Annotated in this window: 21 protein-coding genes; 14 read left to right on the forward strand and 7 right to left on the reverse strand. The window is 65.7% G+C overall.

The annotated features are described in order from the left end of the window. The first annotated feature begins 2 nt into the window (after positions 1-2). The 5 genes from paaB to Q2T94_RS13870 all read left to right on the forward strand — a co-directional run bounded on the left by paaB (position 3) and on the right by Q2T94_RS13870 (position 3,714). Positions 3-296: a 1,2-phenylacetyl-CoA epoxidase subunit PaaB gene (paaB, locus tag Q2T94_RS13850; protein ID WP_264271391.1), complete on the forward strand. Its 294-nt coding sequence runs from the start codon at positions 3-5 to the stop codon at positions 294-296. After that, positions 293-1,153 carry a 1,2-phenylacetyl-CoA epoxidase subunit PaaC gene (paaC, locus tag Q2T94_RS13855; RefSeq protein ID WP_302265061.1) on the forward strand — a complete coding sequence of 287 codons (861 nt, stop codon included), beginning with the start codon at positions 293-295 and terminating at the stop codon, positions 1,151-1,153. Before paaB ends, paaC begins: the two co-directional genes overlap by 4 nt. Before the next feature lie 17 nt (positions 1,154-1,170). Beyond that, entirely contained in the window at positions 1,171-1,656 is a 486-nt protein-coding gene (gene paaD, locus Q2T94_RS13860) for a 1,2-phenylacetyl-CoA epoxidase subunit PaaD (protein WP_264271393.1), read from the forward strand. After that, positions 1,653-2,849 (forward strand): 1,2-phenylacetyl-CoA epoxidase subunit PaaE, encoded by a 1,197-nt coding sequence (gene paaE, locus Q2T94_RS13865; RefSeq protein WP_302265063.1) that lies wholly within the window; start codon positions 1,653-1,655, stop codon positions 2,847-2,849. Before paaD ends, paaE begins: the two co-directional genes overlap by 4 nt. A gap of 85 nt (positions 2,850-2,934) precedes the next feature. After that, entirely contained in the window at positions 2,935-3,714 is a 780-nt protein-coding gene (locus Q2T94_RS13870; protein ID WP_302265065.1) for an enoyl-CoA hydratase/isomerase family protein, read from the forward strand. A gap of 133 nt (positions 3,715-3,847) precedes the next feature. Here the strand turns inward: Q2T94_RS13870 and Q2T94_RS13875 are convergent, their stop codons facing one another. The 4 genes from Q2T94_RS13875 to Q2T94_RS13890 all read right to left on the reverse strand — a co-directional run bounded on the left by Q2T94_RS13875 (position 3,848) and on the right by Q2T94_RS13890 (position 7,995). Then, the gene (locus tag Q2T94_RS13875; protein ID WP_302265067.1) at positions 3,848-5,134 is read right to left on the reverse strand and encodes an MFS transporter; all 1,287 of its coding nucleotides are present in this window, start codon (positions 5,132-5,134) and stop codon (positions 3,848-3,850) included. Between the two features lie 195 nt (positions 5,135-5,329). After that, positions 5,330-6,391: a hypothetical protein gene (locus Q2T94_RS13880; protein ID WP_302265068.1), complete on the reverse strand. Its 1,062-nt coding sequence runs from the start codon at positions 6,389-6,391 to the stop codon at positions 5,330-5,332. A 56-nt stretch (positions 6,392-6,447) separates the two neighbouring features. Further along, positions 6,448-7,386, reverse strand: a complete 939-nt coding sequence (locus tag Q2T94_RS13885; protein ID WP_264271400.1) for an alpha/beta hydrolase fold domain-containing protein — start codon at positions 7,384-7,386, stop codon at positions 6,448-6,450. Positions 7,387-7,545: 159 nt separating this feature from the next. Next, positions 7,546-7,995: an Lrp/AsnC family transcriptional regulator gene (locus Q2T94_RS13890; RefSeq protein ID WP_264271401.1), complete on the reverse strand. Its 450-nt coding sequence runs from the start codon at positions 7,993-7,995 to the stop codon at positions 7,546-7,548. Between the two features lie 216 nt (positions 7,996-8,211). On the opposite strand from Q2T94_RS13890, the gene Q2T94_RS13895 reads away from it, so the two are divergent. The 6 genes from Q2T94_RS13895 (at position 8,212) to Q2T94_RS13920 (ending at position 14,526) form a co-directional block, all read left to right on the forward strand. Further along, entirely contained in the window at positions 8,212-9,381 is a 1,170-nt protein-coding gene (locus tag Q2T94_RS13895) for a thiamine pyrophosphate-dependent enzyme (protein WP_302265072.1), read from the forward strand. After that, entirely contained in the window at positions 9,378-10,472 is a 1,095-nt protein-coding gene (locus Q2T94_RS13900) for an alpha-ketoacid dehydrogenase subunit beta (protein ID WP_302265074.1), read from the forward strand. Before Q2T94_RS13895 ends, Q2T94_RS13900 begins: the two co-directional genes overlap by 4 nt. Beyond that, a complete protein-coding gene (locus Q2T94_RS13905) occupies positions 10,469-11,905 on the forward strand; it encodes a dihydrolipoamide acetyltransferase family protein (RefSeq protein WP_302265075.1) in 1,437 nt (478 codons plus the stop codon). The genes Q2T94_RS13900 and Q2T94_RS13905 overlap by 4 nt, the downstream gene beginning before the upstream one ends. A gap of 212 nt (positions 11,906-12,117) precedes the next feature. After that, on the forward strand, positions 12,118-12,318 hold the full coding sequence (locus Q2T94_RS13910) for a hypothetical protein (RefSeq protein WP_264271405.1): 201 nt from the start codon (positions 12,118-12,120) through the stop codon (positions 12,316-12,318). A 150-nt stretch (positions 12,319-12,468) separates the two neighbouring features. Further along, complete coding sequence (locus Q2T94_RS13915; protein ID WP_264271406.1) at positions 12,469-13,305, forward strand: MBL fold metallo-hydrolase; 837 nt, start codon at positions 12,469-12,471, stop codon at positions 13,303-13,305. A gap of 21 nt (positions 13,306-13,326) precedes the next feature. Next, positions 13,327-14,526 carry an MFS transporter gene (locus Q2T94_RS13920; RefSeq protein WP_302265077.1) on the forward strand — a complete coding sequence of 400 codons (1,200 nt, stop codon included), beginning with the start codon at positions 13,327-13,329 and terminating at the stop codon, positions 14,524-14,526. Here the strand turns inward: Q2T94_RS13920 and Q2T94_RS13925 are convergent. After that, positions 14,481-15,416, reverse strand: coding sequence for a phosphatase PAP2 family protein (locus Q2T94_RS13925; protein ID WP_302265079.1), 936 nt, complete (start codon positions 15,414-15,416; stop codon positions 14,481-14,483). The genes Q2T94_RS13920 and Q2T94_RS13925 overlap by 46 nt on opposite strands. A gap of 154 nt (positions 15,417-15,570) precedes the next feature. On the opposite strand from Q2T94_RS13925, the gene Q2T94_RS13930 reads away from it, so the two are divergent. The 3 genes from Q2T94_RS13930 to menD all read left to right on the forward strand — a co-directional run bounded on the left by Q2T94_RS13930 (position 15,571) and on the right by menD (position 20,669). After that, entirely contained in the window at positions 15,571-16,569 is a 999-nt protein-coding gene (locus tag Q2T94_RS13930; RefSeq protein WP_302265081.1) for an o-succinylbenzoate synthase, read from the forward strand. 193 nt (positions 16,570-16,762) lie between these two features. Next, positions 16,763-18,838, forward strand: coding sequence for a PhoX family protein (locus Q2T94_RS13935; protein WP_302265083.1), 2,076 nt, complete (start codon positions 16,763-16,765; stop codon positions 18,836-18,838). A gap of 133 nt (positions 18,839-18,971) precedes the next feature. Then, a complete protein-coding gene (menD, locus tag Q2T94_RS13940; protein ID WP_302265085.1) occupies positions 18,972-20,669 on the forward strand; it encodes a 2-succinyl-5-enolpyruvyl-6-hydroxy-3-cyclohexene-1-carboxylic-acid synthase in 1,698 nt (565 codons plus the stop codon). Positions 20,670-20,839: 170 nt separating this feature from the next. Here menD and Q2T94_RS13945 read toward each other — a convergent pair whose 3' ends face one another. Together Q2T94_RS13945 and Q2T94_RS13950 are read right to left on the reverse strand one after the other, a co-directional pair. Next, on the reverse strand, positions 20,840-21,628 hold the full coding sequence (locus tag Q2T94_RS13945) for an amino acid ABC transporter ATP-binding protein (RefSeq protein WP_302265087.1): 789 nt from the start codon (positions 21,626-21,628) through the stop codon (positions 20,840-20,842). A gap of 12 nt (positions 21,629-21,640) precedes the next feature. Next, complete coding sequence (locus Q2T94_RS13950) at positions 21,641-22,435, reverse strand: amino acid ABC transporter permease (protein WP_302265089.1); 795 nt, start codon at positions 22,433-22,435, stop codon at positions 21,641-21,643. Positions 22,436-22,501 lie beyond the last annotated feature (66 nt).

A 22,501-nucleotide genomic window follows, 5' to 3' on the forward strand; every position in this document is an offset into this window, starting at 1 on the left:
TCATGACCGAAACAGAAGGCACCTGGCCGCTCTGGGAAGTATTTGTCCGCTCCTCCCGCGGGCTCTCGCACGTCCATGCAGGATCCCTGCACGCCCCGGATGCGGAGATGGCGCTAAAGAACGCCCGCGACCTGTACACCCGACGCAACGAGGGCGTCTCCCTCTGGGTCGTGGCCAGCAGCGACATCATCGCCTCGGACCCCGACGCCAAGGGCATGTACTTTGAGTCCCCGCAGGGCAAGGACTACCGCCATGCCACGTACTACACCAAGTCCGAGGGCGTGAAGCACCTGTGAGCGCACACGAGACAGACCACTCCCTGGACAGCTTCGGCGACACCTCGGCCTCGGCCACCCGCGTCACCCCGGGCAACGCCCTGCGCCCCGAGGACATCGCCATCGCTCAGGACCAGCCATCCGAGCAGGTCGCCGAATACGCCCTGCGGCTGGGCGACGACGCCCTGATCCTCGCCCAGCGCCTCTCGCACTGGATCTCCCGCGGACCGGAGATCGAGGAAGACATCGCCCTGGGCAATATCGCCCTGGATCAGCTGGGCCACGCCCGCTCCTTCCTCTCCTACGCCGCCAAGGCGTGGGACAAGACCGAGGACGACCTGGCCTACTGGCGCGAGGAGGAGGACTTCCGATCGCTGCACATCGTCGAACAACCCAACGGCGACTTCGGCGTGACCATCGTGCGCCAGCTGATCATCTCCATCTACCAGCACCTGCTTTACACGGCGCTGCTGGACTCGGCCGATCCGACGATCGCGGCAATTTCCGCCAAGGCCGTCAAGGAGGTCGACTACCACCGCGACCACGCCATCGCCTGGACCCTGCGCCTAGGCATCGGCACCGAGGAATCGGCACGCCGCATGCGCCACGCCCTGGAGGTGCTGTGGCCCTACGTGGGGGAGATGTTCGAGGACGAGGAACTGCACGCAGCCCTGGGCGATGTCGCAGTGGCACCCTCTTCGCTGCGCGCCGCGTGGGAAGAAGAAATCACCGCCGTCTTGAAGGACGCCGAACTCGAGCTCCCCACGGTTCCCTTCGCCATGGCCCGCGGCCGGCGCGGCGAACACTCCGAACACCTCGGCTTCATTCTGGCCGAAATGCAGGTCCTGGCGCGCAAGCACCCCGGCGCCACCTGGTAAGCAAAGGACGAGAGAAAATGATTGCCACCATCACCGAGCTGCGCGAAATCGCCGCACGGGTGACCGACCCCGAGATCCCGGTGCTCACCATCGCGGACCTGGGGATCCTGCGGGACGTGGAGCTTCAGGGCGACACCGTGGTCGTCACCATCACCCCCACGTATTCGGGATGCCCGGCGATGGACGCAATCACCGAGGACCTCGGAACCGTCTTCAAGGATTCCGGATTCGACTCGGTCCGCGTCAACCTGGTCCTTTCCCCGGCCTGGAGCACCGACTGGATGACCGAGTCGGGCAAGGCCAAGCTCCAGGCCTACGGCATTGCCCCGCCCACGGGCACCGGCCACCGCGGGCCGGTGACCCTGGGCCTGGGCGTGAAGTGCCCGCAATGCCACTCGCTCAATACCAAGGAACTTTCCCGCTTCGGTTCCACCTCGTGCAAGTCCATGTACCAATGCAAGGACTGCCTGGAACCCTTCGACTACTTCAAGGTGCTCTCATGACAGACACGACTGCCGCCCTGCCGGCCAACGACGGCGTTGACCCCGAGGTCCCGGGCCGCCGCCGGACCACCTTCCACACCCTGGAGGTCTCCGAGGTCCGCCGGCTCACGGCCGACGCCATCGAGGTCACCTTCGAGGTCCCCGCGGACCTCGCCGGCCAATACGACTACCTTCCGGGCCAGTACGTGGCCCTGCGCAAGGAACTTGAGGACGCTGAGGGCAACCTCGTGGAGCTGCGCCGCAGCTACTCCATTTGCGCCGAACCGACCGCCGGGGAAATCCGCGTCGCCATCAAGCGCGACATCGGCGGCATCTTCTCCACCTGGGCCAACGAGTCCCTGGCCGCCGGGGACACCATGGATGTCATGAGCCCCACCGGCGGCTTCATCTCCAAGCACAAGATGAACGGGTTGAACGACCCCGATGACATCGATGTGGAAACCGAGGACACCTTCGTGGCCGTGGCCGCCGGATCGGGCATCACCCCGGTCATGGCCATCGCCCGCACGGTGCTGGCCGCCAACCAGAACGTCCACTTCGACCTTGTCTATGCGAACAAGGCAGCCATGGACGTGATGTTCCTGGAGGAGCTGGCGGACCTCAAGGACCGCTACCCGGCACGCTTTGCCCTGCACCACGTGCTGAGCCGCGAACAACGGATCTCCCCGCTGCTCTCGGGCCGCATTGACGCGGAGAAGCTGAACAAGCTGCTGGGCTCGGTCATCCGCACCGACCAGGTCGACGAATGGTTCCTCTGTGGCCCCTTCGAGCTGGTCCAGCTGGTGCGCGACAACCTGGCCGCGCAGGGCGTCCCGGCGGACAAGGTCCGCTTTGAGCTGTTCACCACCGGGGAGCCCACCCGCCCCGAAGGCAACATCGGCCGTCCTGTCGTCATCGACGAATCCGACGAGACCTACCAAATCGAGTTCAAGCTCGATGGCCTGCAGGGCGAGGTCAAGAGCCCCGTTCACGCCCGCGAGACCATCCTCAACGCCGCGCTGCGCGTCCGCCCGGACGTCCCGTTCGCCTGCGCCGGTGGCGTCTGCGGCACCTGCCGCGCCAAGGTCGTCGAGGGTAGCGTGGACATGGACGAGAACTACGCCCTGGAACCTGACGAAATCGAGCGGGGCTACGTGCTCACCTGCCAGTCGCGGCCCACCACCGATCGCGTCCTGGTCGACTACGACGCCTAAGACGCAAACCACATCGCAAGGATCCATCCGCGGGAGCGGGTGGATCCTTGGCATAGGACCTAAAACCGGAGGGACACGGACCAACATGATTGAACTGAACATCACCGGCGGGGTGGCAGAGATTGTGCTTAACGCCCCGGAGAAGATGAATTCCCTGAACGAGGCCGCCCTGGCGGAACTCGGTGCGGCCTACGACAAGGCCGCCGAAGGTGTGGAGACCGGCGAGGTGCGCGCCCTGCTGCTGCGCGGCGAGGGCCGCGGCTTCTGCGCCGGACGTGACATTTCGGGCGTGGTTCCGGCCGACGATGATGTCATGGGATACCTCGGGGGCACGGTGCAGCCGCTGCTGGCCAAGATGTCCTCCTTCCCTGCGCCCACCTTCGCCGCGGTGCAAGGGGCCTGCCTCGGGGTCGGGCTGGGCCTGGCCATTGCCACCGACGTGGTCTACGTGGCGCAGAACGCCAAGATCGGCTCGCCCTTCGCCAACTTGGGGGCGACCCTGGACTCGGGCGGGCACTGGCTGTTCACCGAGCGACTGGGCACGCACCGCACGCTGGATCTGATCTACACCGCGGAACTGATCAGCGGCGCCGACGCGGTGGCCTCCGGGCTCTTCTCCCGGGCCATGCCCGCCGATGAATTGCTCGAGACCACGCGCGGCATCGTCGCCAAGGTCGCCTCCGGTGCCACCGGCGCCTTCCGGGCATCCAAGGAACTCGTGGCAGAGATCCGCGACTCCCGTCTGGGACTGTGGGAATCGATGGCCAATGAGAACCAGGCCCAGGCGGATCTGTGCGCGACGGAGGACTACGCGGAGGGGTTCCTGGCCTTCCAGGAAAAGCGGAAGCCTGCATTCAAGGGCTAAGCTCCCCGGATTCCTTGTGGGGCGTCCCCGCCAAGCGGGGACGCCCAACGCGTATGTTGGTTCCAGCGTGCATTCGGGCGATACCTTCCACCATTTCGATCGCGACCGCGTTCGAACTGACCGGGGAAGCCGGCTAGGAAGACCCATGGTTCCGTCGGCCCCGATTCTTCAAGAATGAGAGCAATGGCAGGCCGGCACACGCCGTCAACCCCACCCAGATCCACATCGCCGGCTGAAGCCCGATGGCATCGCCCGCCAAACCGCCCACGATGCCAAGGACCGGCACCGGACCCATGGTGAAAACCAGCCGAAATCCCTGCTGTCGCCCCATCATCTCCTCCGGCGTGAACTTGGCCAGCAGGCCATAGGCGGTTGCGTTGTAGGAAACCATCAGCGCGTTGTAGAGCACCGAGTGGCAGATCACCAGCACGATGGCTCCGGCAGGGGCAAGTCCAGCCAGGGGAATCAACGCGACGGCCAGCGGCAGGAAGAGGATGGACAGCGCCAAGACCCTGTACTCGCCCAGCTTTTCCACGAGCACTGGAACCACCAGGGAACCCAGCAATCCACCGACGGCAATGGTCGAGATGACCAGCCCAATGGTTTGGGGGCCGAAGCCCAGGACCTTGACGAAGTACAGCGTCTCCAACGCCGACCCGAACGCCAAGCCCATGCTGCTGATCGCGGAAGAGGCGACGAGGGCACGTATGGTGGGGTGCTTGAGGGTGAAGTCAAGCCCCTCACCGAAGGACTCCCTGAAGCCGACCCGCGCCGCCGTTTCGGCAGGGGGAGAGGTGTTCCCCGTCTTCTTGCGAAAGCCCCAAAGCAGGGTTCCCGCGGCGAGCAGGTTCGCTGCCCCGGCCACGATCAGGGTGAACGGTGCGGATATGACAGCGACCAGAACACCGGCCAACCCGGGGGAAATGATCCCCATCGAGGTTTCAACGGTTTCCTTGCGGGCAAAGGCCGTCGATGCCAGGTCTCGCCCCACGATGCCCGGTAGGGCGGATCCTGCGCCCATGCCCCACAACATGCCTGCCACTCCGACAAGGAATGAAACCAGCACCAACTGTGGGTAGGTCAAAGCACCCAACGACCAGCTCAGCGGCACCGAGAAAATCGCCAGCCCCGCCGCCAATTGGGCCCACATCATGGCCTTGATCCGATCTACGCGATCGAGCATGATCCCGGCCGGGATGGCCAGGAACAAAAAGGCGGCGGCCCCCGCGGCATTGAGCAGGCCGATCTGGGTTGCCGTGGCGTTCAGGGCGTAGATGGCGACCAGATCGTCGGCGACATTGAGGATGCCGGTGGCGAACGCGCCGAACGCCACCGATCGCATCAGCACGCCAAAGCCGGGCTTGTTCCGCAATCGGGACAGCGACGCCGTGGCAGTCTCCGGGACCTGCCGCTCACTCATGGGGAACATCCTTTGTTGTCAGGGCATCTTCCTGCAGATGCTACCTGCCGGGTACAGCGAACCCATGCCCGCCGCCCAACCGCCGCGCCGTGGCCGACTCCGCTTCGCCCTCCCACGCTCCCGGCAGCGGGCGCCATGGTGCCGGGACGTATGGCAATGGGTGTCGAGACCCGCAGGCGTGGCAAAGCCGGCCCGCTATGGAACGCGGATCCAGTCGGCGCCGCCGGGCGCGCGGTGCCACGACTGCCGTGGACCGTCCCATTCACGCGCTACATCCGTGAGCCAGAAGGTGCTGTCGGGGTCCCAGCCGGCGATGACCGACGCCGTGTCGGTGTCCACGTCCAGGGCACGGCCCGCAAGGCCGAGATAGCCCTGGGTCGTCAGGTGCACGGCGTCCCACTCCTGTGCGACTCGTTCCCAGTCCGGGATCACCCAGGGCCCGTCGCGTCCGGTGCAGCGGAACCAGTCGTGCCGTCGGGAGGCGGTGACCTCGAGTGGATGGATGCGACACAGGGATACCCAGTCATCCGCGGCGCGGATCTCGAAGGTGCGCCCTACTCCGCGAACCGGGATGGCTGTCGCCTCGTCCCATCCAAAGTAGTCCTCCACGAGGTTGAACCCCGCCGGGACCTGCCCGACGGTGTGGACAAGCCCCTGCGGGATGGACCACCACTCCCCGGACCAGTTGGCGTGCAGGTCGCTCGGGCGTTCGCGCGCGGCCCGTTCCTCCTCGGCGCGTGCGTTGCAGGCCCACTTTGCCAGGGCTTGGCGCGGGTCCTTATCCAGCGGGGCTGGGTCATCCGGCGATCGCCAGTCGATGGCCCACTGTTCCCGCCGGCGAAGTCCTCCGTTGGACTGCAGCGCCAGTGCCTTCAGGACATGTTCCGCCAGGGACTCGAAGGCGGCTCGGACGGCTGGAAGCGTGGCGAGCTTGTCTTCCCCGGCTGGTTCCTGCCAGTACCTGGCGTTGGCTACCGCCCGCTCAAGGGCGGCCTGCAACGGGGCCTCGTCGAGATCGGTGAGGTCGAGGGTGGCAATTGCTGCTGCCAGCCGAGTGGGCGAGGCGGGAGAAGGGGGAACGACAGTGTTGTTGGAACCATCCGCCAACATCACCCACGAAATCCCTCGCCCTGGGTCAAGGACATTGGCCAGCTCGAACACGGCATGCCGGATCTCCGGGTCAAGTTCCATCGCGAGTTCGAGACACATGCGCCTGGCCCTCGGTCCGCCAAGAAACGAGTCAATGTTTGGTTCCATCGCTTCATCCTTGCATTTTCGCCGCCGCGGCGGGCAGGGCGTCGTGAATCCCGATGTCAGTCGGCCGGCGGAACGCTGCCGGGTGCCGTGAGAATGTCCTGTCCGCCGCGCAACAGCCGTGCCATGATCCGCCTGGCCTGCCGTCCCTCCGGGATTGGCAACAATGGATAGACATGCACCATGCCCGGGGCCTCGTGGAACTCGGTGGCCACACCGGCCGCACGCGCCTTGGAAACCAGCAGCTCGCAGTCCGGATGGGTGATGTCTCGGGTGCCGGCAAACACCGCGAGCGGACCGAGCCCGGCCATCTCACCGAACAACGGAGAGACGATCGGATTGTCCAACGGGAGTTCTCCACGCCAAAGTTCCACAGCGGCCCGCAGGCCGGGGCGGACCAGCCACGGGTCGTTCGGCTCGAGTGCGTCGATGACCGGATTACTCAGGCTCAGGTCCAGGGCCGGGGCGATCAGTACCGTGTGGGCGAGGGCCACGTGTGCATCGCGGAGCAGCAGTGCGGCGGCAAGCGCAATTTGGCCGCCGGCAGAGTCGCCGACAACCGACACGTTTTCCGCTCCGTCACTGGCTGCGAGGCGCTTGAGCAGGTCGGCGACCTGCGGGACCACCGTCGCGGCGGTTCCCTGCGGCGCCAGCGGGTAGATGGGGACCAGCACCCGGGAACCGGTGGTGGCGGCGAGTTCGGCGACAAGTTGCCAATGCTGAAGGGCAATCTGGTTGATCCAGGCCCCTCCGTGGACATAAACGATCTGTCCCCGTGGCTCCGCACCGGAGGGGAAAACCGTGTAGAGGGGCCATCCGTGATCTTGGTCCACGCTGACGCCCACGCCGCGGGGGAGAATGCGCGGGGGTCCATAGGGGCGGGGGCGCAATCGCCGCGCTGCTACCAGATCGGAAGTCGCCTGGGCGCTGGCGAAGCGGCGCCGGTATCCGAGCGCGGTCAAGATCGGCGGCATCATCCGACTGGCAAGACTGGGCACGGCGCACTCCTTGGCGGGATGGGGAACTGCTGCCTCGCTGCTTCCCGAGGCGCAGTCCGGCGCCGGTCACAGCCGACATACCGAACGTACCACCGGTGCGGGGCGCGGGGCGTGGGGCGCGGGGATTGGCCGGTGGCCGGGAATTGTGCCCGGGGCGGATCAGCGGGTGTCGACGTCCTCGAAGATCAGGAAGGTCTGGGTGTCCAGCACCCCTGGCATGGATTGCAGCTGGTCGAAGATAACCCGTCGCAGATCGACATTGTCCCGCGCCCTGACCAGGAGAATTACGTCGAAGTTGCCGCCGACCAAGCCCACGTGGTGCACCTCGGGCATTGCGGCGAGCCGCTCGCGCATCTCCCGCCAAGAGTGCTGGCGCAGTTTCAGGGTCACGTAGGCGCTGGCGCGCAGGCCCGCGCGAAGCGGGTCGACAACCGCGGTGTACCGGGTGATGACCCCTTCGTCCTGCAGGCGGTTGATTCGGGAATAGGCATGCGCGCGGGAGACGTGGACCTTTTGCGCGACAGTGGTCACCGATTGGCGGCCGTCCTTGGTGAGCTCCTCCAGAATGCGCCGATCCACCTCATCCAGACGAACCGAGGGAGTCTCCATCAAATGCCTCTTTCCACTTTGTCCAAAAACCGGCATGTAGCGACGGTCACACTTTCAATCCGTCTCCAAGAATAACGATCCCATGCGCAGTTTTCCAGAATAGTCCAAGAAGCTGGATACATTTCATCGAAAATACCGATACTTAAGGCAAGAACTGACGCAACTACGGGCTGGCCCGACGCCCGCGTCCCACCGCACACCAGAAAGGCGTGACCCGTGACAAACACCGAAGCGCGCGAAGCAATTGAGCAGGTGAGCAGCAAGTTCGGGATTACACCCGAGGACTACATGCTGCCCGCGCGAACCGAAATCCACATGCTTGACATCAACGGCAAGCTGCACCCGGCCGGGGAGCAGGGTGCGGAGCCCGGTCACGAATACCCGTTGCCCAGCCCCAAGGCCCTGGTGGATGCGTACGAACAGTTGGTCATCGGACGCCGCGTCAATGACCAGAACTCCGCTCTGGTGCGCCAGGGCCGCATGGCCGTCTATCCTTCCAGCCATGGTCAGGAAGCCGCCCAGGTTGCCGCCGCCTTGTGCCTCGGGGAGGACGACTGGATGTTCCCCACCTACCGGGACACCGTGGCCGTCATGGCCAAGGGAGTGGCGCCCATGGAGGTGATGGCAGGGTTCCGCGGGGACTGGCACAGCGGATACGACCCCAAGCAGTACAAGGTCTCCATCCAGTCCACCCCGCTGACCACGCAGCTGTTGCACGCGGTGGGCGTCGCCCACGCCGCCAAGCTGCGCGGCGAGGACACGGTCGTCATGGCCATGTGCGGCGACGGGGCAACCAGCGAAGGCGACTTCCACGAGGCCCTGAACTTTGCCGCGGTCTTCAACCTGCCCGTCATTTTCTTCGTGCAGAACAACCAATACGCGATCTCCGTTCCGCTCTCCCAGCAGTCGGTGGCCCCGTCCCTGGCACACAAGGCGGTCGGCTACGGCATGGCCGGCGAGCGCGTCGACGGCAACGACCTGGTGGCGCTGTTGGCGGTCCTGGGACGCGCGGTGCGCCTGGCCCGCGAGGGCAACGGCCCGCTGCTGGTCGAGGCCCACACCTACCGGATGCAGGCACACACCAACGCCGACGACGCCACCCGCTACCGCGAAGACGCGGAGGTGCAGGGTTGGATGGCCAAGGACCCGGTCACCCGGATGCGCAGCTATCTCCAGGAGGCAGGCCTGCTGCCCGAGGCCACCGAAGCGCGGATCACCGCAAGTGCCGAAGCAGTGGCGCAGTCGCTGCGCGACGGCATGAACTCGGAAAACACCCCGGATCCGGCCGACCTCTTCGCCCACGTCTATTCCACGCCCACCACCCAATTGTCCGAGCAGGCAGCACTGCTCGCCGACGAACTCGCCCGCGAGGAGGACGCAAAATGAGCGCCACGGCAACCACGGCTTCGGCCGCCAACGTCAGTGCTGCCACGGCAGCCGCCGCTGCACGCACCGCAGAGACCGGAACCCAGCCGGTGACCTTCGCCAAGGCGCTGAACACCGCACTGGCAGACTCCATGGCACGGGAGGATTCGGTCCTGGTCTTCGGCGAGGACGTCGGGGTCCTCGGCGGGGTCTTCCGCATCACCGACGGGCTGACCAAGCGCTTCGGCACCCAGCGCTGCTTCGACACGCCCCTGGCCGAATCGGGCATTGTCGGCATGGCCATCGGCATGGCCATGAACGGCATGCGCCCGGTCATCGAAATGCAGTTCGATGCCTTTGCCTACCCGGCCTTCGAGCAGATCGCCTCTCACGTGGCCAAGATGCACAACCGGACCAAGGGCAGGATGGCGCTGCCGATGGTCATCCGCATCCCCTACGCCGGCGGCATCGGGGGAGTGGAGCACCACTGCGACTCCTCCGAAAGCTACTACGCGCACACCCCTGGACTGAAGGTGTTCACCCCGGCCACCGTCGGGGACGCGTACCTGATGCTGCGCGAAGCCATCGACTCCCCGGACCCGGTCATCTTCATGGAACCCAAGAAGCTGTACTGGACCAAGGAACAGGTCGACCTGGACGCCCTGCGGCTCTCGCACGAGACCGCCGCAGTACCCCCGACCGAGGGACGGGCCGCCGTCGCGCGCACCGGAACCGACGCCACACTGATTGCCTACGGTCCCTCGGTGTCCACCGCCATGGCCGCCGCGGAGGCCGCAGCACTGGAGGGCCGCAGCCTCGAGGTCATCGACGTACGCACCATCGTGCCGCTGGATGACGCAACGATCTGCGCATCGGTGCGCAAGACCGGACGGGCGGTGGTCATCGCCGAGGCACCTGGCTTCGCCTCGGTATCCAGCGAAATCGTCGCGCGGATCCAGGAACGGTGCTTCCACTCGCTGGCCGCCCCGGTGCTGCGCGTGACCGGGTTCGACACCCCGTACCCTGCACCAAAACTGGAAAAGTACTACTTGCCATCCGTGGACCGCATCCTGGATGCCGTGGATGCGTTGCAATGGGAGGAAAAGGCATGAGCGTGAAAACCTTTTTGCTGCCGGACCTCGGCGAGGGCCTGGCCGAGGCCGAGCTGGTGAAGTGGCTGGTCTCCGTCGGAGACACCATCGTCATCGACCAGCCCATCGCGGAAGTCGAAACCGCGAAGTCCATGGTGGAAGTGCCCAGCCCCTACGCCGGAACCGTGCATGAGCTCCATGGCAGGGTCGGCGAGATGGTCTTGGTCGATGCCCCGCTGTTCTCCGTGCTCGAGGAAGGCGCCACGGCGCCGGCCGCCGCCCCTGCGCCCCGGCCCACCACGCCGGTGCGCGAAGTCGCCCAGAGCTACAGGGAGGAGGAACAGGCAGGCGCCAAGGAGCCCGCTGCCGAAGGCTCGGGCAACGTGCTCATCGGCTACGGAACCCCGGACGGACTCTCCGCCAAGGCGCGCAAGCGCCGCCCGCGCTCCGGCCCGGCCGAAGCCACCGCCCCTGCGATCCCGGAACGGCCAGAGGTTGCCGAGCCAAGAATCGCCCCGCTGGTCATCTCACCCTTGGTCCGGAAGCTCGCCAGGGACCGCGGCATCGACATAGCCACGGTCACCGGCAGCGGTGCCAACGGCCTGATCCTGCGCTCCGACATCGAGGCAGCCGGCGTGGCCGCGCCAGTGCCGGAACCCGGTTCCACCCCGGAGCCCGCCGCTGCACCGGTGGCGGCCGCTCCTGCCGCCCCCGCGAACCGGGGCGAACTCGACGCGCGTTCGGGCCTGGCAATTTCCTCCAGGACCCCGATCAGCGGCGTGCGCAAGACCATCGCCCAGGCCATGGCCCGATCCCGGAGCGAAATTCCCGAGGCGACGGTGTGGGTGGACGTGGATGCGACGAACCTGCTGCAGATGCGTGCGGCGATGAAGTCCACCGACCCGGAGAACACCCCGGGAATCCTGGCATTCATTGCCCGTTTCGTGGTGGCGGGACTGCAAAAGTACCCTGCGCTGAACACCCGTCTTGAGCACAACGCCCAAGGGGACGCCGAGATCATCGGCTTTGACGGGATCAACCTGGGCATCGCGGCGCAGACAGATCGTGGTCTGATGGTTCCGGCCATCCGCAATGCCCAGCAGCTCAGTGCCCGCGGCCTGCATGCCGAACTGGCCCGGCTCACCGAGGTCACCCGTTCGGGCAAGGCCACGATCGCCGAGCTCACCAGCGGCACGTTCACGCTCAACAACTACGGGGTCTTCGGTGTCGACGGTTCGGCCGCCATCATCAACTACCCGGAGGTCGCGATCCTGGGGGTCGGACGGATCATTGACAAGCCGTGGGTCGTTGACGGCGAGCTGGCGGTTCGCAAGGTCACCGAGCTCACGCTGGCCTTCGACCACCGGGTCTGCGACGGGGGCACGGCGGCAGGATTCCTGCGCTTCGTAGCCGACGCCATGGAAAACCCGGCATCGGTGCTCGCCGACCTGTAGGGGAGGTGCAGCAACCTGCGGCGAAACGAGGGCCCGCGGCAACAGGATCTTGATGAACCTGTTGCCGCGGGCGCTCGTGCATGTGCAGCGGCTCCAGTGGAAGCGGATGCCGGGAGAGCGATAGCGTTCCGAACCCGCTTTGGCTGGCTGACGTGTTGTTCTGTTTCCCCGCCCCCCTATTGAAAGGGGCGTCGACCTACTATCCTGATGCCATGGACAAGCTACCTGCTGAATACGAGCACTACCTTGTAGGCAAAGACGAACTCCACGTGGAAACCGTGATGCCGATTTTCAAGGAATCAATGGCCGAAGGCAAATACGGCGTTCACATCCGCGGGCTAGGGGGCCACTCGGAACAAGCCTTCGTGGACGAGAACGTCCCCTTCGGCAAGATCAAGATCACCGTCCCCTAGCACCGGCCCCTTTGGGCCATGCAACAGAGTTCCCCGGGAACCGGCGATCGGTCCCCGGGGACTTGATTTTGCCCGGGTGCCTTTTCGTGCAGAATGTGGATAGCACCGAAACACCGGCTGTGACCGGCACCGAGAAAGTGGGATCCCGCCATGATGAAACCACTAGCGCCCAAGGTGGAACAACTCGATCCACATTGCTGGCGGATGCTCAACCACGGCTTCTCCATGAACTCCGGGCTCATCGTGGGGGAGGAGCGGGCAGTAGTCATCGATACCGGTTCCGGTCCGCGCGAGGCCGCAGGGCTGTATGCCGCGGTTCGCCGGATCACCGACCTGCCGCTGCTCGTGATCAACACCCATGCCCACGGCGACCACGTCTTCGGAAACAGCTACTTTGCCGCCCACGGCGTGGAGGATTTCCACGCCAGTGCAGCTGCGGCGGAGCACTTGCGCGGACACGGCGACGAGGAACGCCAGCTCGTGCGCTTCCTGGAACCGGAAATGGCCCTGCGCCAAGGGCCCTACTCAAACATCGTGGTGCCCTCCCGGATCATCGGGGAAGCCGGTGCAACACTGGATCTTGGCGGCACGAGCTTGGAGGTCTTCGGGCTGGGGCGCGGGCATACCGCCGGCGACCTGCTGGTGCGCTGCGGCCGGATCCTGTTCACTGGCGACCTGGTGGAGGAGGGCGGCCCGCCAAACTTCGAGGACGCCGATCCGTTTCTCTGGGCGGAGCTGCTGGAACGGCTCGAACGGGAATGCCGGCCAGACACGGTCATCGTTCCGGGCCACGGCAATGTGGTGGACGTGGACTTCATCGGCAGGCAGCTGCGGGAAATGCGGGCCGCGCTCCGGGAGGGCGAGGAAATCGTGGCGTCCTGGCCGGCCGGTCGGGTTGATCCCACCGCGTTCCAGTTGGATTGGATGCCCTACGGACCTGAACAATCGTCGATCTTCCTGCAACGACTGCGTGAATTATTGCCATAGCCGGTTGCGTAGGATGAATGCATGAGTGAGGAACCTTTCAACCTGCGTCGGATCGCGGTGAAAGTGTACTCACCTTCCCTGCTGTACGGGCTGGGACTCGGTGCCGTCACGCCCATCATTGCGCTGTCGGCCCTGGATCGCGGGGCCAACCTGGCCACTTCCGCCCTGATCGTCACCCTTGTGGGCGTCGGAGCCCTGCTCTCCAACATCCCGGCCGCGATGTTGACGACGAGATTCGGCGAGCGCCTGGCCATGGTCTTTGCCGCAGGCTGGGCATCCCTGGGCATGGTGTTGGGCATCGTGCCCTCCAACCTTGGCTTGTTTGCCGTGGGCGTCACCATGCTGGGCATGGCCGGTGCCGTCTTCAATCTGGCCAGGCAAACGTATCTGGCCGAAGCGGTCCCCTTGGCATTCCGGGCCAGGGCCATGTCGACACTGGGCGGGGTGATGCGCATCGGTGTGTTCATCGGGCCCTTTGCTGCAACGCTGGCCATGAAATGGCTGGGGATCGCGGGGGCCTACTGGGTGGGCATGGCAGCGATGTTCATCGCGATGGTCGTCTGCTTCCGGATCCCGGAGCTGGCATCACGCGCTCCGTTGGAAGCCGGCCAAAGCCGCGCCGGCGGATCCATGTGGAGCATCGCCAAGGACCAATGGAGGATCCTGTTGGGGATCGGGCTGGGCATCGTGTGCATCACCGCGGTGCGCTCAACCCGCCAGGTAGTCCTCCCGCTGTGGGGTGAAAACCTCGGGTTGGACGCCGCCACCATCTCCCTGATCTACGGGATCTCCGGAGCCATCGACATGCTGATCTTCTACCCCGCGGGCAAGGTCATGGACAAGCGAGGCCGTGTGTGGATCGCGGTGCCGTGCATGGTGGTGATGGGAGTGGCCTTGTTCCTGCTGCCGATGACCCACGGCGTGCCGGCGATGATGGCGGTGGCCATGCTGCTGGGTTTCGGCAACGGGATCGGTTCGGGCATCGTCATGACCCTCGGCGCCGACTATTCTCCGGTGGCCGGCAGGGCGAAGTTCCTGGGGCTGTGGCGACTGATGTCGGACTCCGGGGCGATGGCCGGGCCGGTGGTGCTGGCGGCACTCGTGGCCTCTGCGACCCTGGGTGCCGGGATCTGGGCCATTGGCGGGGTTGCGCTGCTGGGGGCAGGGATCTTCGGCTACTTCATCCCGCGCACGAACCGCCGGCGAATGGGCGCCCCGTAACGCGCAAAGAGCACGTGGACGAACTGGCCCGCAACCATGGCGGTGCCCAGAACCAGGGCCAGTCCCACAGCCAGGAACAGCAGTAGCTGCACATTGCCCACGGTGCCGATGGCCGGGTGCGGCATCGCCACCGCCAGGGCCAGGGCACCTGCTGCCATTGGTATCCCGAGGATCGCCAGGAAGCGCAGTATTCTCTCCGGCGCCGCACGCGTCTGGTTGCCGGTCGTCGCCGGTGCCGCGGAACTGCCGTGCGCGTGGCGCAGGAACAATCCCGCCAGCACGCTCCACCATGCCACCACCAGGTAGGCCGCAATCACGTCGCTGGGACGGTGCCAGCCCAGCACCAAGGTGGAGGCCCCGGCAACGGCGGCATAGCCCCATCCCAGCAAGGCCAGCAGGGGGCGGTGCGCGACCGGGGTGACAATGAAGATCGTGGCCATGGCGGCGGCGGCAAAGGTGGTGTGGCCGGAGGGGAACGAATTCATCGACGCCTCCGAGATGTTCAGGTCCGGCCGCTCCAGCACCACATGCTTGAGCAGCTGGGTGGATCCTGCGGAGCCCAGCAACAACGCCCCGGCCACGATCGGACGGACGAAGTCGTGTCGGCGCACCAGGGCAAAGAGGATGAACCCGGCGGCCAGAAGGGCCGATGCCGCGGGCATGTGGTCCAGGAACGCCAGTGCCGGGCCTCGGGTCTTGTCCGCAGCCAGGAATGCCTCTCCGCCCCGGAGCGCGGCTTCGTCGATCCACTGCCCCAATTTCGTCGTGACGAAGAAGCTGTAGCACGCCCAAAATGCGGCAGCCAGAAGCAGCAGGGCGCCATACCAGGGCCACAAGGCACGGCCCGGAGCGGCTGTCGGTGATTGCTGGGCGGTGGGATTCATTGTCATTAGGATTTCACAATTTCCTCGCTGTGGGTCCGGAACGTGGGCTTTGTCCCACCGCGACGCCGGCCAAATGGGTCCTTCAGGTGCCCGGGTTCCACGGCGGAGGGCGCAAACGGCGGCGAACTGCCCGGGTGCTGTGCCGGATAGGCTGGAAACCATGAACCAGCTGCCCGACCTTGACGAACTCCTCGACGCCTCGCACGTGGTGTCATTGCCCATGACCGTGCAATTCCGCGGGGTGCGGCACCGCGAGGCCATGCTGTTTGAGGGGCCAGCCGGCTGGGGTGAGTTCTCGCCCTTCCTGGAATACGCGGCCCCGGAGGCATCTTCATGGCTGCGCTCGGCCATCGAAGCGGCCTGGGAAGGCTATCCGGCACCAGTGCGCGGAAGCGTTCCGGTCAACGCCACGCTTCCGGCAGTGGGCCCGGAGCGGGTAGAGGCCGTCCTGGCCTCCTACGACGCAACGCACACCATCAAGATCAAGGTCGCCGAAAAGGGCCAGGACCTCTCCCAGGATGTGGCTCGCGTGGCGGAGGTCCGCCGGTTGCTGCCCGAGGCGGCAATCCGCATCGATGCCAACGCCGGGTGGGACCATGAAGCGGCGATGGAGGCGCTGGAGGCGCTGGCCGGCTTCTCGCTGCAATACGCCGAGCAGCCGGTTCCCGGCATCGGGGGATTGGCACGCGTGCGCGCAGAAGTGCAGCGACGCGGACTCGGGATCCTGATTGCCGCGGATGAATCGGTGCGCAAGGAATCCGACCCGCTGGCGGTGGCCCGGGCGGGGGCCGCGGACCTGATCGTCATCAAGGCGCAGCCGCTGGGCGGGGTCCGCCGGGCCATCGACATCGTGCGGGACGCCGGACTGCCGGCGGTGGTTTCCTCGGCACTGGACACTTCCATCGGATTGCGCCAGGGTGCCGCCCTGGCGGCCGCGCTTCCCGAGCTGCCCTATGCCTGCGGGCTGGCAACCGGCTCGCTCTTTTCCTCCGACATCACCACCGACAGGTTCATCGCCGTCAACGGATCCCTGCAGTTGCGGGACATCGCCGCCGACCCCCAGCTGCTGCGCAGGCATGCGGTCGGGACCGAACGCCGTACCTGGTGGCGCCAGCGGCTGGCCGGCTGCCTCGAGGAACTGCAGCGGAGCATCGACTAGCCACGGCACCGAACCACGGGCGGACGCAGCCGGCAAGGCTCCTGTGCGAGACGCACCTCACAATTCAACCCAAAAGGTAGAAGTCGACGCCTGACCGTTGCCCGCCGTTAACCTTTCGGCGGCCAGCCGCTCACCGGGCGCTGGAACGCTGGAATCGAAGTAATCCACTCGATAGCGTTGCACGGAGAAAACCATGAGCCTCACACGTACTTTCCTTCCCATGCTCGGCCACACCCGCGGCAACCGCGATGCCGCAACCTGCCACTTCAAGTGCGGCAACGCGTGCGCCAAGGACGTCTGCAACACCAGTGACAACAGCTACTTCCGGGACATTGCCGATGCCGCACTGAGCCGCCGCTCCATCTTGGGTCTTGGGGCCGTGGCGTCTGCGGCGCTGGTCGTCGGCGTCGAAACGGTCGGCGCAACCGCCGCTCAGGCCGACACCCTCGTCGCCCCGCAGGGCGGCGGCAAGCTGGCGTTCAAGGCCATTGCCCCGGTGCCGCGCACCGTCGATGCCGTCACCGTTCCCGAAGGCTACGACTGGGCGACGATCATCCGCTGGGGCGACCCGCTGTTCAACAACACCGCGCAATTCGACATCAATGCGCAGACCGAAAAGCGCCAGGCCGGCCAGTTCGGCTACAACAACGACTACCTGAACATCATCGTGGACAAGTACTCGGGACGCTCCGGCGTGCTGGTGGCAAACCACGAATACACCAACGAAGACCTGATGTTCGAACCCGCTTGGTTCGCGGCCAACAAGGCCGAGGCCGCGAAGATTGCCATGGCCGCCCACGGCTTCTCCGTGGTCGAGGTCAAGCGCGTCAAGAGCGGCACGCCCTGGGCCTATGTCCGCGGGGGCGAGCGCAACCGCCGCATCACCGCCACCACGCCCTTTGCGGTCGACGGCCCGGCGGCCGGCTCGGACCTGCTCAAGACCGTTGCAGACCCGGAAGGACGCACGGTGCTGGGCACCCTGAACAACTGCGCCGGCGGCACCACCCCGTGGGGCACCGTGCTCTCCGGCGAGGAAAACTTCAACCAGTACTTCCGCGGCACCGGTTCTGCATCCGATGCGCGCTACGGGCTGTCCGATGTGGCGACCGAACGCGGCTGGGAAGACGTGGACCCTCGCTTCTCGGCCCGCAACCCGGGCTACGAGAATGAGATCAACCGCTTCGGCTGGATCGTGGAGATCGACCCGCAGAACCCGACCTCCACCCCGGTGAAGCACACAGCGCTGGGCCGCTTCAAGCACGAGGGTGCGAACGTGCGGATCGCCGATGACGGACGCGTCGTCGCCTACTCGGGCGACGACGAGCGCTTCGACTATGTCTACAAGTTCGTTTCCAAGGCCAAGTACCGCCGCGGGGACCGCAAGCACAACATGACGCTGCTCTCCCAGGGCAACCTCTACGTTGCCAAGTTCTCCGGCAATTCCCCGGCTGCCCAGATCGACGGCTCGGCGGCAGTGCCAACCGATGGCGCCTTCGACGGCTCGGGCAGCTGGATTCCGCTGGTCAAGGACGGCGCCTCCATGGTTCCGGGCATGAGCGTTGAGGAAGTTCTCGTCTACACCCGCCTGGCGGGCGACAAGGTCGGTGCCACCAAGATGGACCGTCCCGAGGACGTCGAGCCGAACCCTGTCACCGGAAAGCTGTACATCGCGCTGACCAACAACACCCAGCGCGACACCACCGGCAAGGCGACAGTCGACGAGGCGAACCCGCGGACCAAGAACCGCGACGGCCACGTCATCGAACTGACCGAGCGCAACAACGACGCGACGGCCACCGAATTCGCCTGGAACATCCTGCTGGTGGCCGGCGACCCGTCCAAGGACGAAAGCACCTACTTCTCGGGTTACCCGAAGGACAAGGTCTCACCGATCTCATGCCCGGACAACCTGGCATTCGACTCCAAGGGCAACCTTTGGATCTCCACCGACGGCCAGCCCGGCACCATCGGCTACTGCGACGCCCTGCACAAGGTCACGTTGACCGGCGCGGAGCGCGGACGCGTCGAGCAGTTCCTGGCCGTCCCGGCCGGTGCGGAAACCTGCGGACCGCTGATCCACGACCGCGACGGCTCGGTCTTCGTCGCCGTCCAGCACCCGGGCGAGAACGGCACCTTCCAGGACCCGACGTCCTTCTTCCCCGACTACGTGCTCAGCCCCTCCAAGGCCAAGCGCGGCGAGGTCTACGGTCCGCGTCCCTCGGTGGTCCAGGTCTTCTCCTCGACCAAGGGGAACGGGAAGAACAAGTAGGTAGCTGAAGCCCTTCGGCCCAAAAGGCTCTCGGTCCCAACGGTTTGCCGCCGTTTGGACCGAGAGCCTTTTGTCTTGTCCGACATTCGAAGCCGGTCGAGGCCCGGTCGGGGACGGAATTAGGATGGAAGGCATGCCAACTGATTCCGTCCCCGAACTCGCCTCCATTGACGTTGCCCGTCTGTTGCTGGCCGCACTCCAGAACCACGGGGTTCGCGATGTGGTGATCTGCCCCGGATCGCGCAGCGCCCCACTGGCCTACGCCCTTGCCGAGGCCGAGGCAGCGGGCACCATTCGGCTGCATGTGCGCATCGACGAACGCGGGGCAGGATTCACCGCGCTGGGGCTCAGCCTGGCAAGCAGTGCCCCGGTGCCGGTGGTGACGACCTCGGGAACCGCCGTGGGGGAGCTGCTGCCCTCAGTCATGGAGGCAAACCACGTCGGAGCCAGGCTGCTGGTGCTTTCGGCCGACCGACCCACCGAATTGCATGGAACCGGTGCCAACCAGACCACCAACCAGGTGGATCTGTTCGGAGCCCACGTCCGCGGCAGCGTCACCATCCCGGCTGGTGCGAACCCGGAATCCCTGCTCGCGGCCGCCCTTGCTTCCGCGCGCGGATCCGAAACGGTTGCTCCTGGCCCGGTGCAGATCAATGTCGCCTTCCGCGATCCGCTGGTTCCGGCCCCGGGGGACAAGCTGCCGGATTTCGCTGCCAATGTGTCCCATCCGCCCGTCGCCATCACCGCGAATCTGGACCACGGGTGGCGGAACCACGCGCCGGCGGCCGAACATCGAACCGTGGTGGTTGCGGGTCACGGGGCAGGAGCAGAAGCCGAGGACTTCGCACGGGCCCTGGGCCTGCCGCTTTTTGCCGAGCCGAGTTCCAACGCACGCTTCGGCCCCAACGCCATTGGCCCCTACCGAACGCTGCTGGCCAAACACCTGGCACGCATCGAACGTGTGGTCCTCTTCGGCCGACCGACGCTGAGCCGGCCGGTGGGCCTGCTCCTGGGCAACCCGGAGATCGCCTCGGCACTGTGGTCGCCGGCCCCCGCCCCGTGGTTCGAAGCGGGGCGCAGGCGCGAGCAGCCCATCGCCGACCCCGCCGAACTGGTGGAGTTCGCCGGGTTCCCTCCCGCAGGCTGGCTGGGGCATTGGCAGCAGCTGGGCCGGCAGGCGGAGAAGAGCATCAGGGAATCCATCGACGCAACCGGTGGACTGAATGGCCCCCTGGTCGCCAGCGTTGTCTGGGAGCTGTCCCGCGGAAACCTGGTTCTGGGCTCCTCAAATGTCATCCGCGATGCAGACCTTTGCGGATCACCGGCGGAGGGTGCCGCGGCCGTGGTGTATGCGAATCGCGGCCTGGCCGGGATCGACGGCACCGTCGCCACCGCCACGGGTATCGCCCTGGCGCGTGGGAGCCGAAAGACCACGCTACTGGTCGGGGACGTGACGTTCCTGCATGATGTCGGAGGTCTGCTGATCGGCGAGGGTGAACCTGAACCAGAGATGGACGTGGTGATCCTGAATGACTCCGGCGGAGCCATCTTCTCGACTCTCGAACACGGTGCAGTCGAGGAATCCGGACGCTATGCCAATGCTGTCGAACGGCTCTTTGCCACCCCGCACCGGGTCCGGATCCAGCCGTTGGCCGCTGCCTACGGTTGGGAATACCTGTCCGTGGACACCGTCGAGGAACTCAGGGACGTGCTGCAGAGCCCCGGTATCCGGCGGATCATCGAGGTCGCAGTGCCACGTGCGGGACTGCGCACCATGCACGCGGGCATTGCCGCCCGAATCAACGAACTGGACTGGCCGGAAACACACTAGGGCATCCCAGCAGGCTCCGGTCCCCGGGGGCGGGGTTCCGGGCCCGGGGCAAGGCGCAAGCCACGAAGCCGGGTCCAATGCCACGAAGCCGTCCAATGCGGTGGGCATTAAGAACCGAAGGGCGGTTGGCATCCACATGGATGCCAACCGCCCTTCGACTACTGCAGGACCTACTCTGCAATCTCCACGTGGGTGGGATCAAGCACGCGCCTGAGGAAGTCCTGGGTGCGCGGCTGCTGCGGGTTGCCGATGACGTCCTTAGCCGGACCTTCTTCGACCACGACCCCGCCGTCCATGAACACCACGCGGTCGGCGACCTCCTTGGCGAAGGACATCTCGTGGGTCACCACCAGCATGGTCATGCCGGCCTTGGCCAGCGAACGCATGATGGCAAGCACCTCACCGACCGTCTCCGGGTCAAGCGCCGAGGTGGGCTCGTCAAAGAGCATGAGCGTCGGGTCCATGGACAGTGCCCGGGCAATGGCCACGCGCTGCTGCTGGCCCCCGGAGAGCTGGTCCGGGTAGCGGTCTCCGAAGTCGGCAAGTCCCACACGGGTGAGGTTCTTCTGGGCGGTTTCTTTCGCCTTTGAAGCGGAACGCTTGAGGACCTTGGTCTGGGCCACCGTGCAGTTCTGCATCACGGTCAGGTGCGGGAACAGGTTGAACTGCTGGAAGACCATGCCGACCTTTTGGCGCATCCGATCCAGATCCACATCCAGGTCGGTGGCCTCGAAGCCACCCACGTGGATGACTCCGGCATTCGGCTGTTCCAGGACGTTGACGCAGCGCAGCAACGTCGACTTCCCCGAGCCCGAGGGGCCAATGAGGCACACGACCTCACCGGGCTTGACCTCCAGGTCAATGCCCTTGAGGACTTCGTTGTCGCCGTAGGACTTGTGCAAGCCCCGGATATCCACGCCTGAGGCCTTGAACGTGGTTTGGGTGTTGTTGTCAGTCATGAGGAAATTCCCCTATCGCTTCGTCCGGGCAGAACGGGATTCGAACTTTCGGGCAATCAGGCTCAAGGGAACGGTGATCACCAGGTACAGGGCGCCGGCCACAATCAACGGCGTGATTCCGGCCCCGAGGGAGGTGATGCCGTCGCGACCGAACTTGGTCATTTCGTACTGCGCCATGCTCGCGCCCAGAATGAAGGCCAGCGACGAGTCCTTGGTCAGTAAGATGACCTCGTTGGTCATCGGAGGCAGAACGATCTTGAACGCCTGGGGGATCACGATGGTGACCATGGCTCGCCACGCGGGCATGCCGAGTGACCTGGCTGCCTCGACCTGTCCCTTGGGAACAGCTTGGAGCCCCGCGCGAAGGGTCTCTGCGATGTAGGCTGCGGATACCAGGCCCAGCGACACCATGACAACAACGGGCTGCGGCCAGCTGGTGCCGGGGAAAGCGGTGGGAACGCCGAACCCGAAGGTAATCAGGACCAAGATCGCCGGAATCCCGCGGAAGAATTCAATGAATCCCGTGGCGAACCAACGGTACGGTGCGAAACTGGCCATCTTCATCAGTGCCAGGAGCAGCCCAAGGACCAGGCCAAAGGCAAAGGAAATGACGGTGTAGTACAGGGTGTTTTTGAGGCCGACCGTGATCAGGTCGGGGAAGATCGGGCCGAGCTTGTCGAATGCGAAGAAGTTCTCGCCGAGGATCTTCCAATCGACTTGCAGCACCACCGCCGCGATGACGCCGACAAAGATGACGATCTGAATGATTTTGCTTAATCGGGCGCGTTGACGGGTGGTCATGGCCATGGGATTGAAGCCTTCCGTGAAAGGTAGCGAGGCCCTGGATCCGTTCGGGAGCCGGGGCCTCGCGTG

It is taken from the genome of Paeniglutamicibacter sulfureus (assembly GCF_030512175.1).
Classification (GTDB): Bacteria; Actinomycetota; Actinomycetes; order Actinomycetales; family Micrococcaceae; genus Paeniglutamicibacter; species Paeniglutamicibacter sulfureus.

Coding starts and splice junctions, on each gene's coding strand:
- menD (WP_302265085.1), top strand. CDS start 18,972: ATGCCAACTGATTCCGTCCCCGAACTCGCCTCCATTGACGTTGCCCGT.
- Q2T94_RS13870 (WP_302265065.1), top strand. CDS start 2,935: ATGATTGAACTGAACATCACCGGCGGGGTGGCAGAGATTGTGCTTAAC.
- paaE (WP_302265063.1), top strand. CDS start 1,653: ATGACAGACACGACTGCCGCCCTGCCGGCCAACGACGGCGTTGACCCC.
- paaD (WP_264271393.1), top strand. CDS start 1,171: ATGATTGCCACCATCACCGAGCTGCGCGAAATCGCCGCACGGGTGACC.
- Q2T94_RS13915 (WP_264271406.1), top strand. CDS start 12,469: ATGATGAAACCACTAGCGCCCAAGGTGGAACAACTCGATCCACATTGC.
- Q2T94_RS13910 (WP_264271405.1), top strand. CDS start 12,118: ATGGACAAGCTACCTGCTGAATACGAGCACTACCTTGTAGGCAAAGAC.
- Q2T94_RS13920 (WP_302265077.1), top strand. CDS start 13,327: ATGAGTGAGGAACCTTTCAACCTGCGTCGGATCGCGGTGAAAGTGTAC.
- Q2T94_RS13875 (WP_302265067.1), bottom strand. CDS start 5,134: ATGAGTGAGCGGCAGGTCCCGGAGACTGCCACGGCGTCGCTGTCCCGA.
- Q2T94_RS13900 (WP_302265074.1), top strand. CDS start 9,378: ATGAGCGCCACGGCAACCACGGCTTCGGCCGCCAACGTCAGTGCTGCC.
- Q2T94_RS13880 (WP_302265068.1), bottom strand. CDS start 6,391: ATGGAACCAAACATTGACTCGTTTCTTGGCGGACCGAGGGCCAGGCGC.
- Q2T94_RS13935 (WP_302265083.1), top strand. CDS start 16,763: ATGAGCCTCACACGTACTTTCCTTCCCATGCTCGGCCACACCCGCGGC.
- paaB (WP_264271391.1), top strand. CDS start 3: ATGACCGAAACAGAAGGCACCTGGCCGCTCTGGGAAGTATTTGTCCGC.
- Q2T94_RS13890 (WP_264271401.1), bottom strand. CDS start 7,995: ATGGAGACTCCCTCGGTTCGTCTGGATGAGGTGGATCGGCGCATTCTG.
- Q2T94_RS13950 (WP_302265089.1), bottom strand. CDS start 22,435: ATGGCCATGACCACCCGTCAACGCGCCCGATTAAGCAAAATCATTCAG.
- Q2T94_RS13925 (WP_302265079.1), bottom strand. CDS start 15,416: ATGACAATGAATCCCACCGCCCAGCAATCACCGACAGCCGCTCCGGGC.
- Q2T94_RS13945 (WP_302265087.1), bottom strand. CDS start 21,628: ATGACTGACAACAACACCCAAACCACGTTCAAGGCCTCAGGCGTGGAT.
- Q2T94_RS13905 (WP_302265075.1), top strand. CDS start 10,469: ATGAGCGTGAAAACCTTTTTGCTGCCGGACCTCGGCGAGGGCCTGGCC.
- Q2T94_RS13930 (WP_302265081.1), top strand. CDS start 15,571: ATGAACCAGCTGCCCGACCTTGACGAACTCCTCGACGCCTCGCACGTG.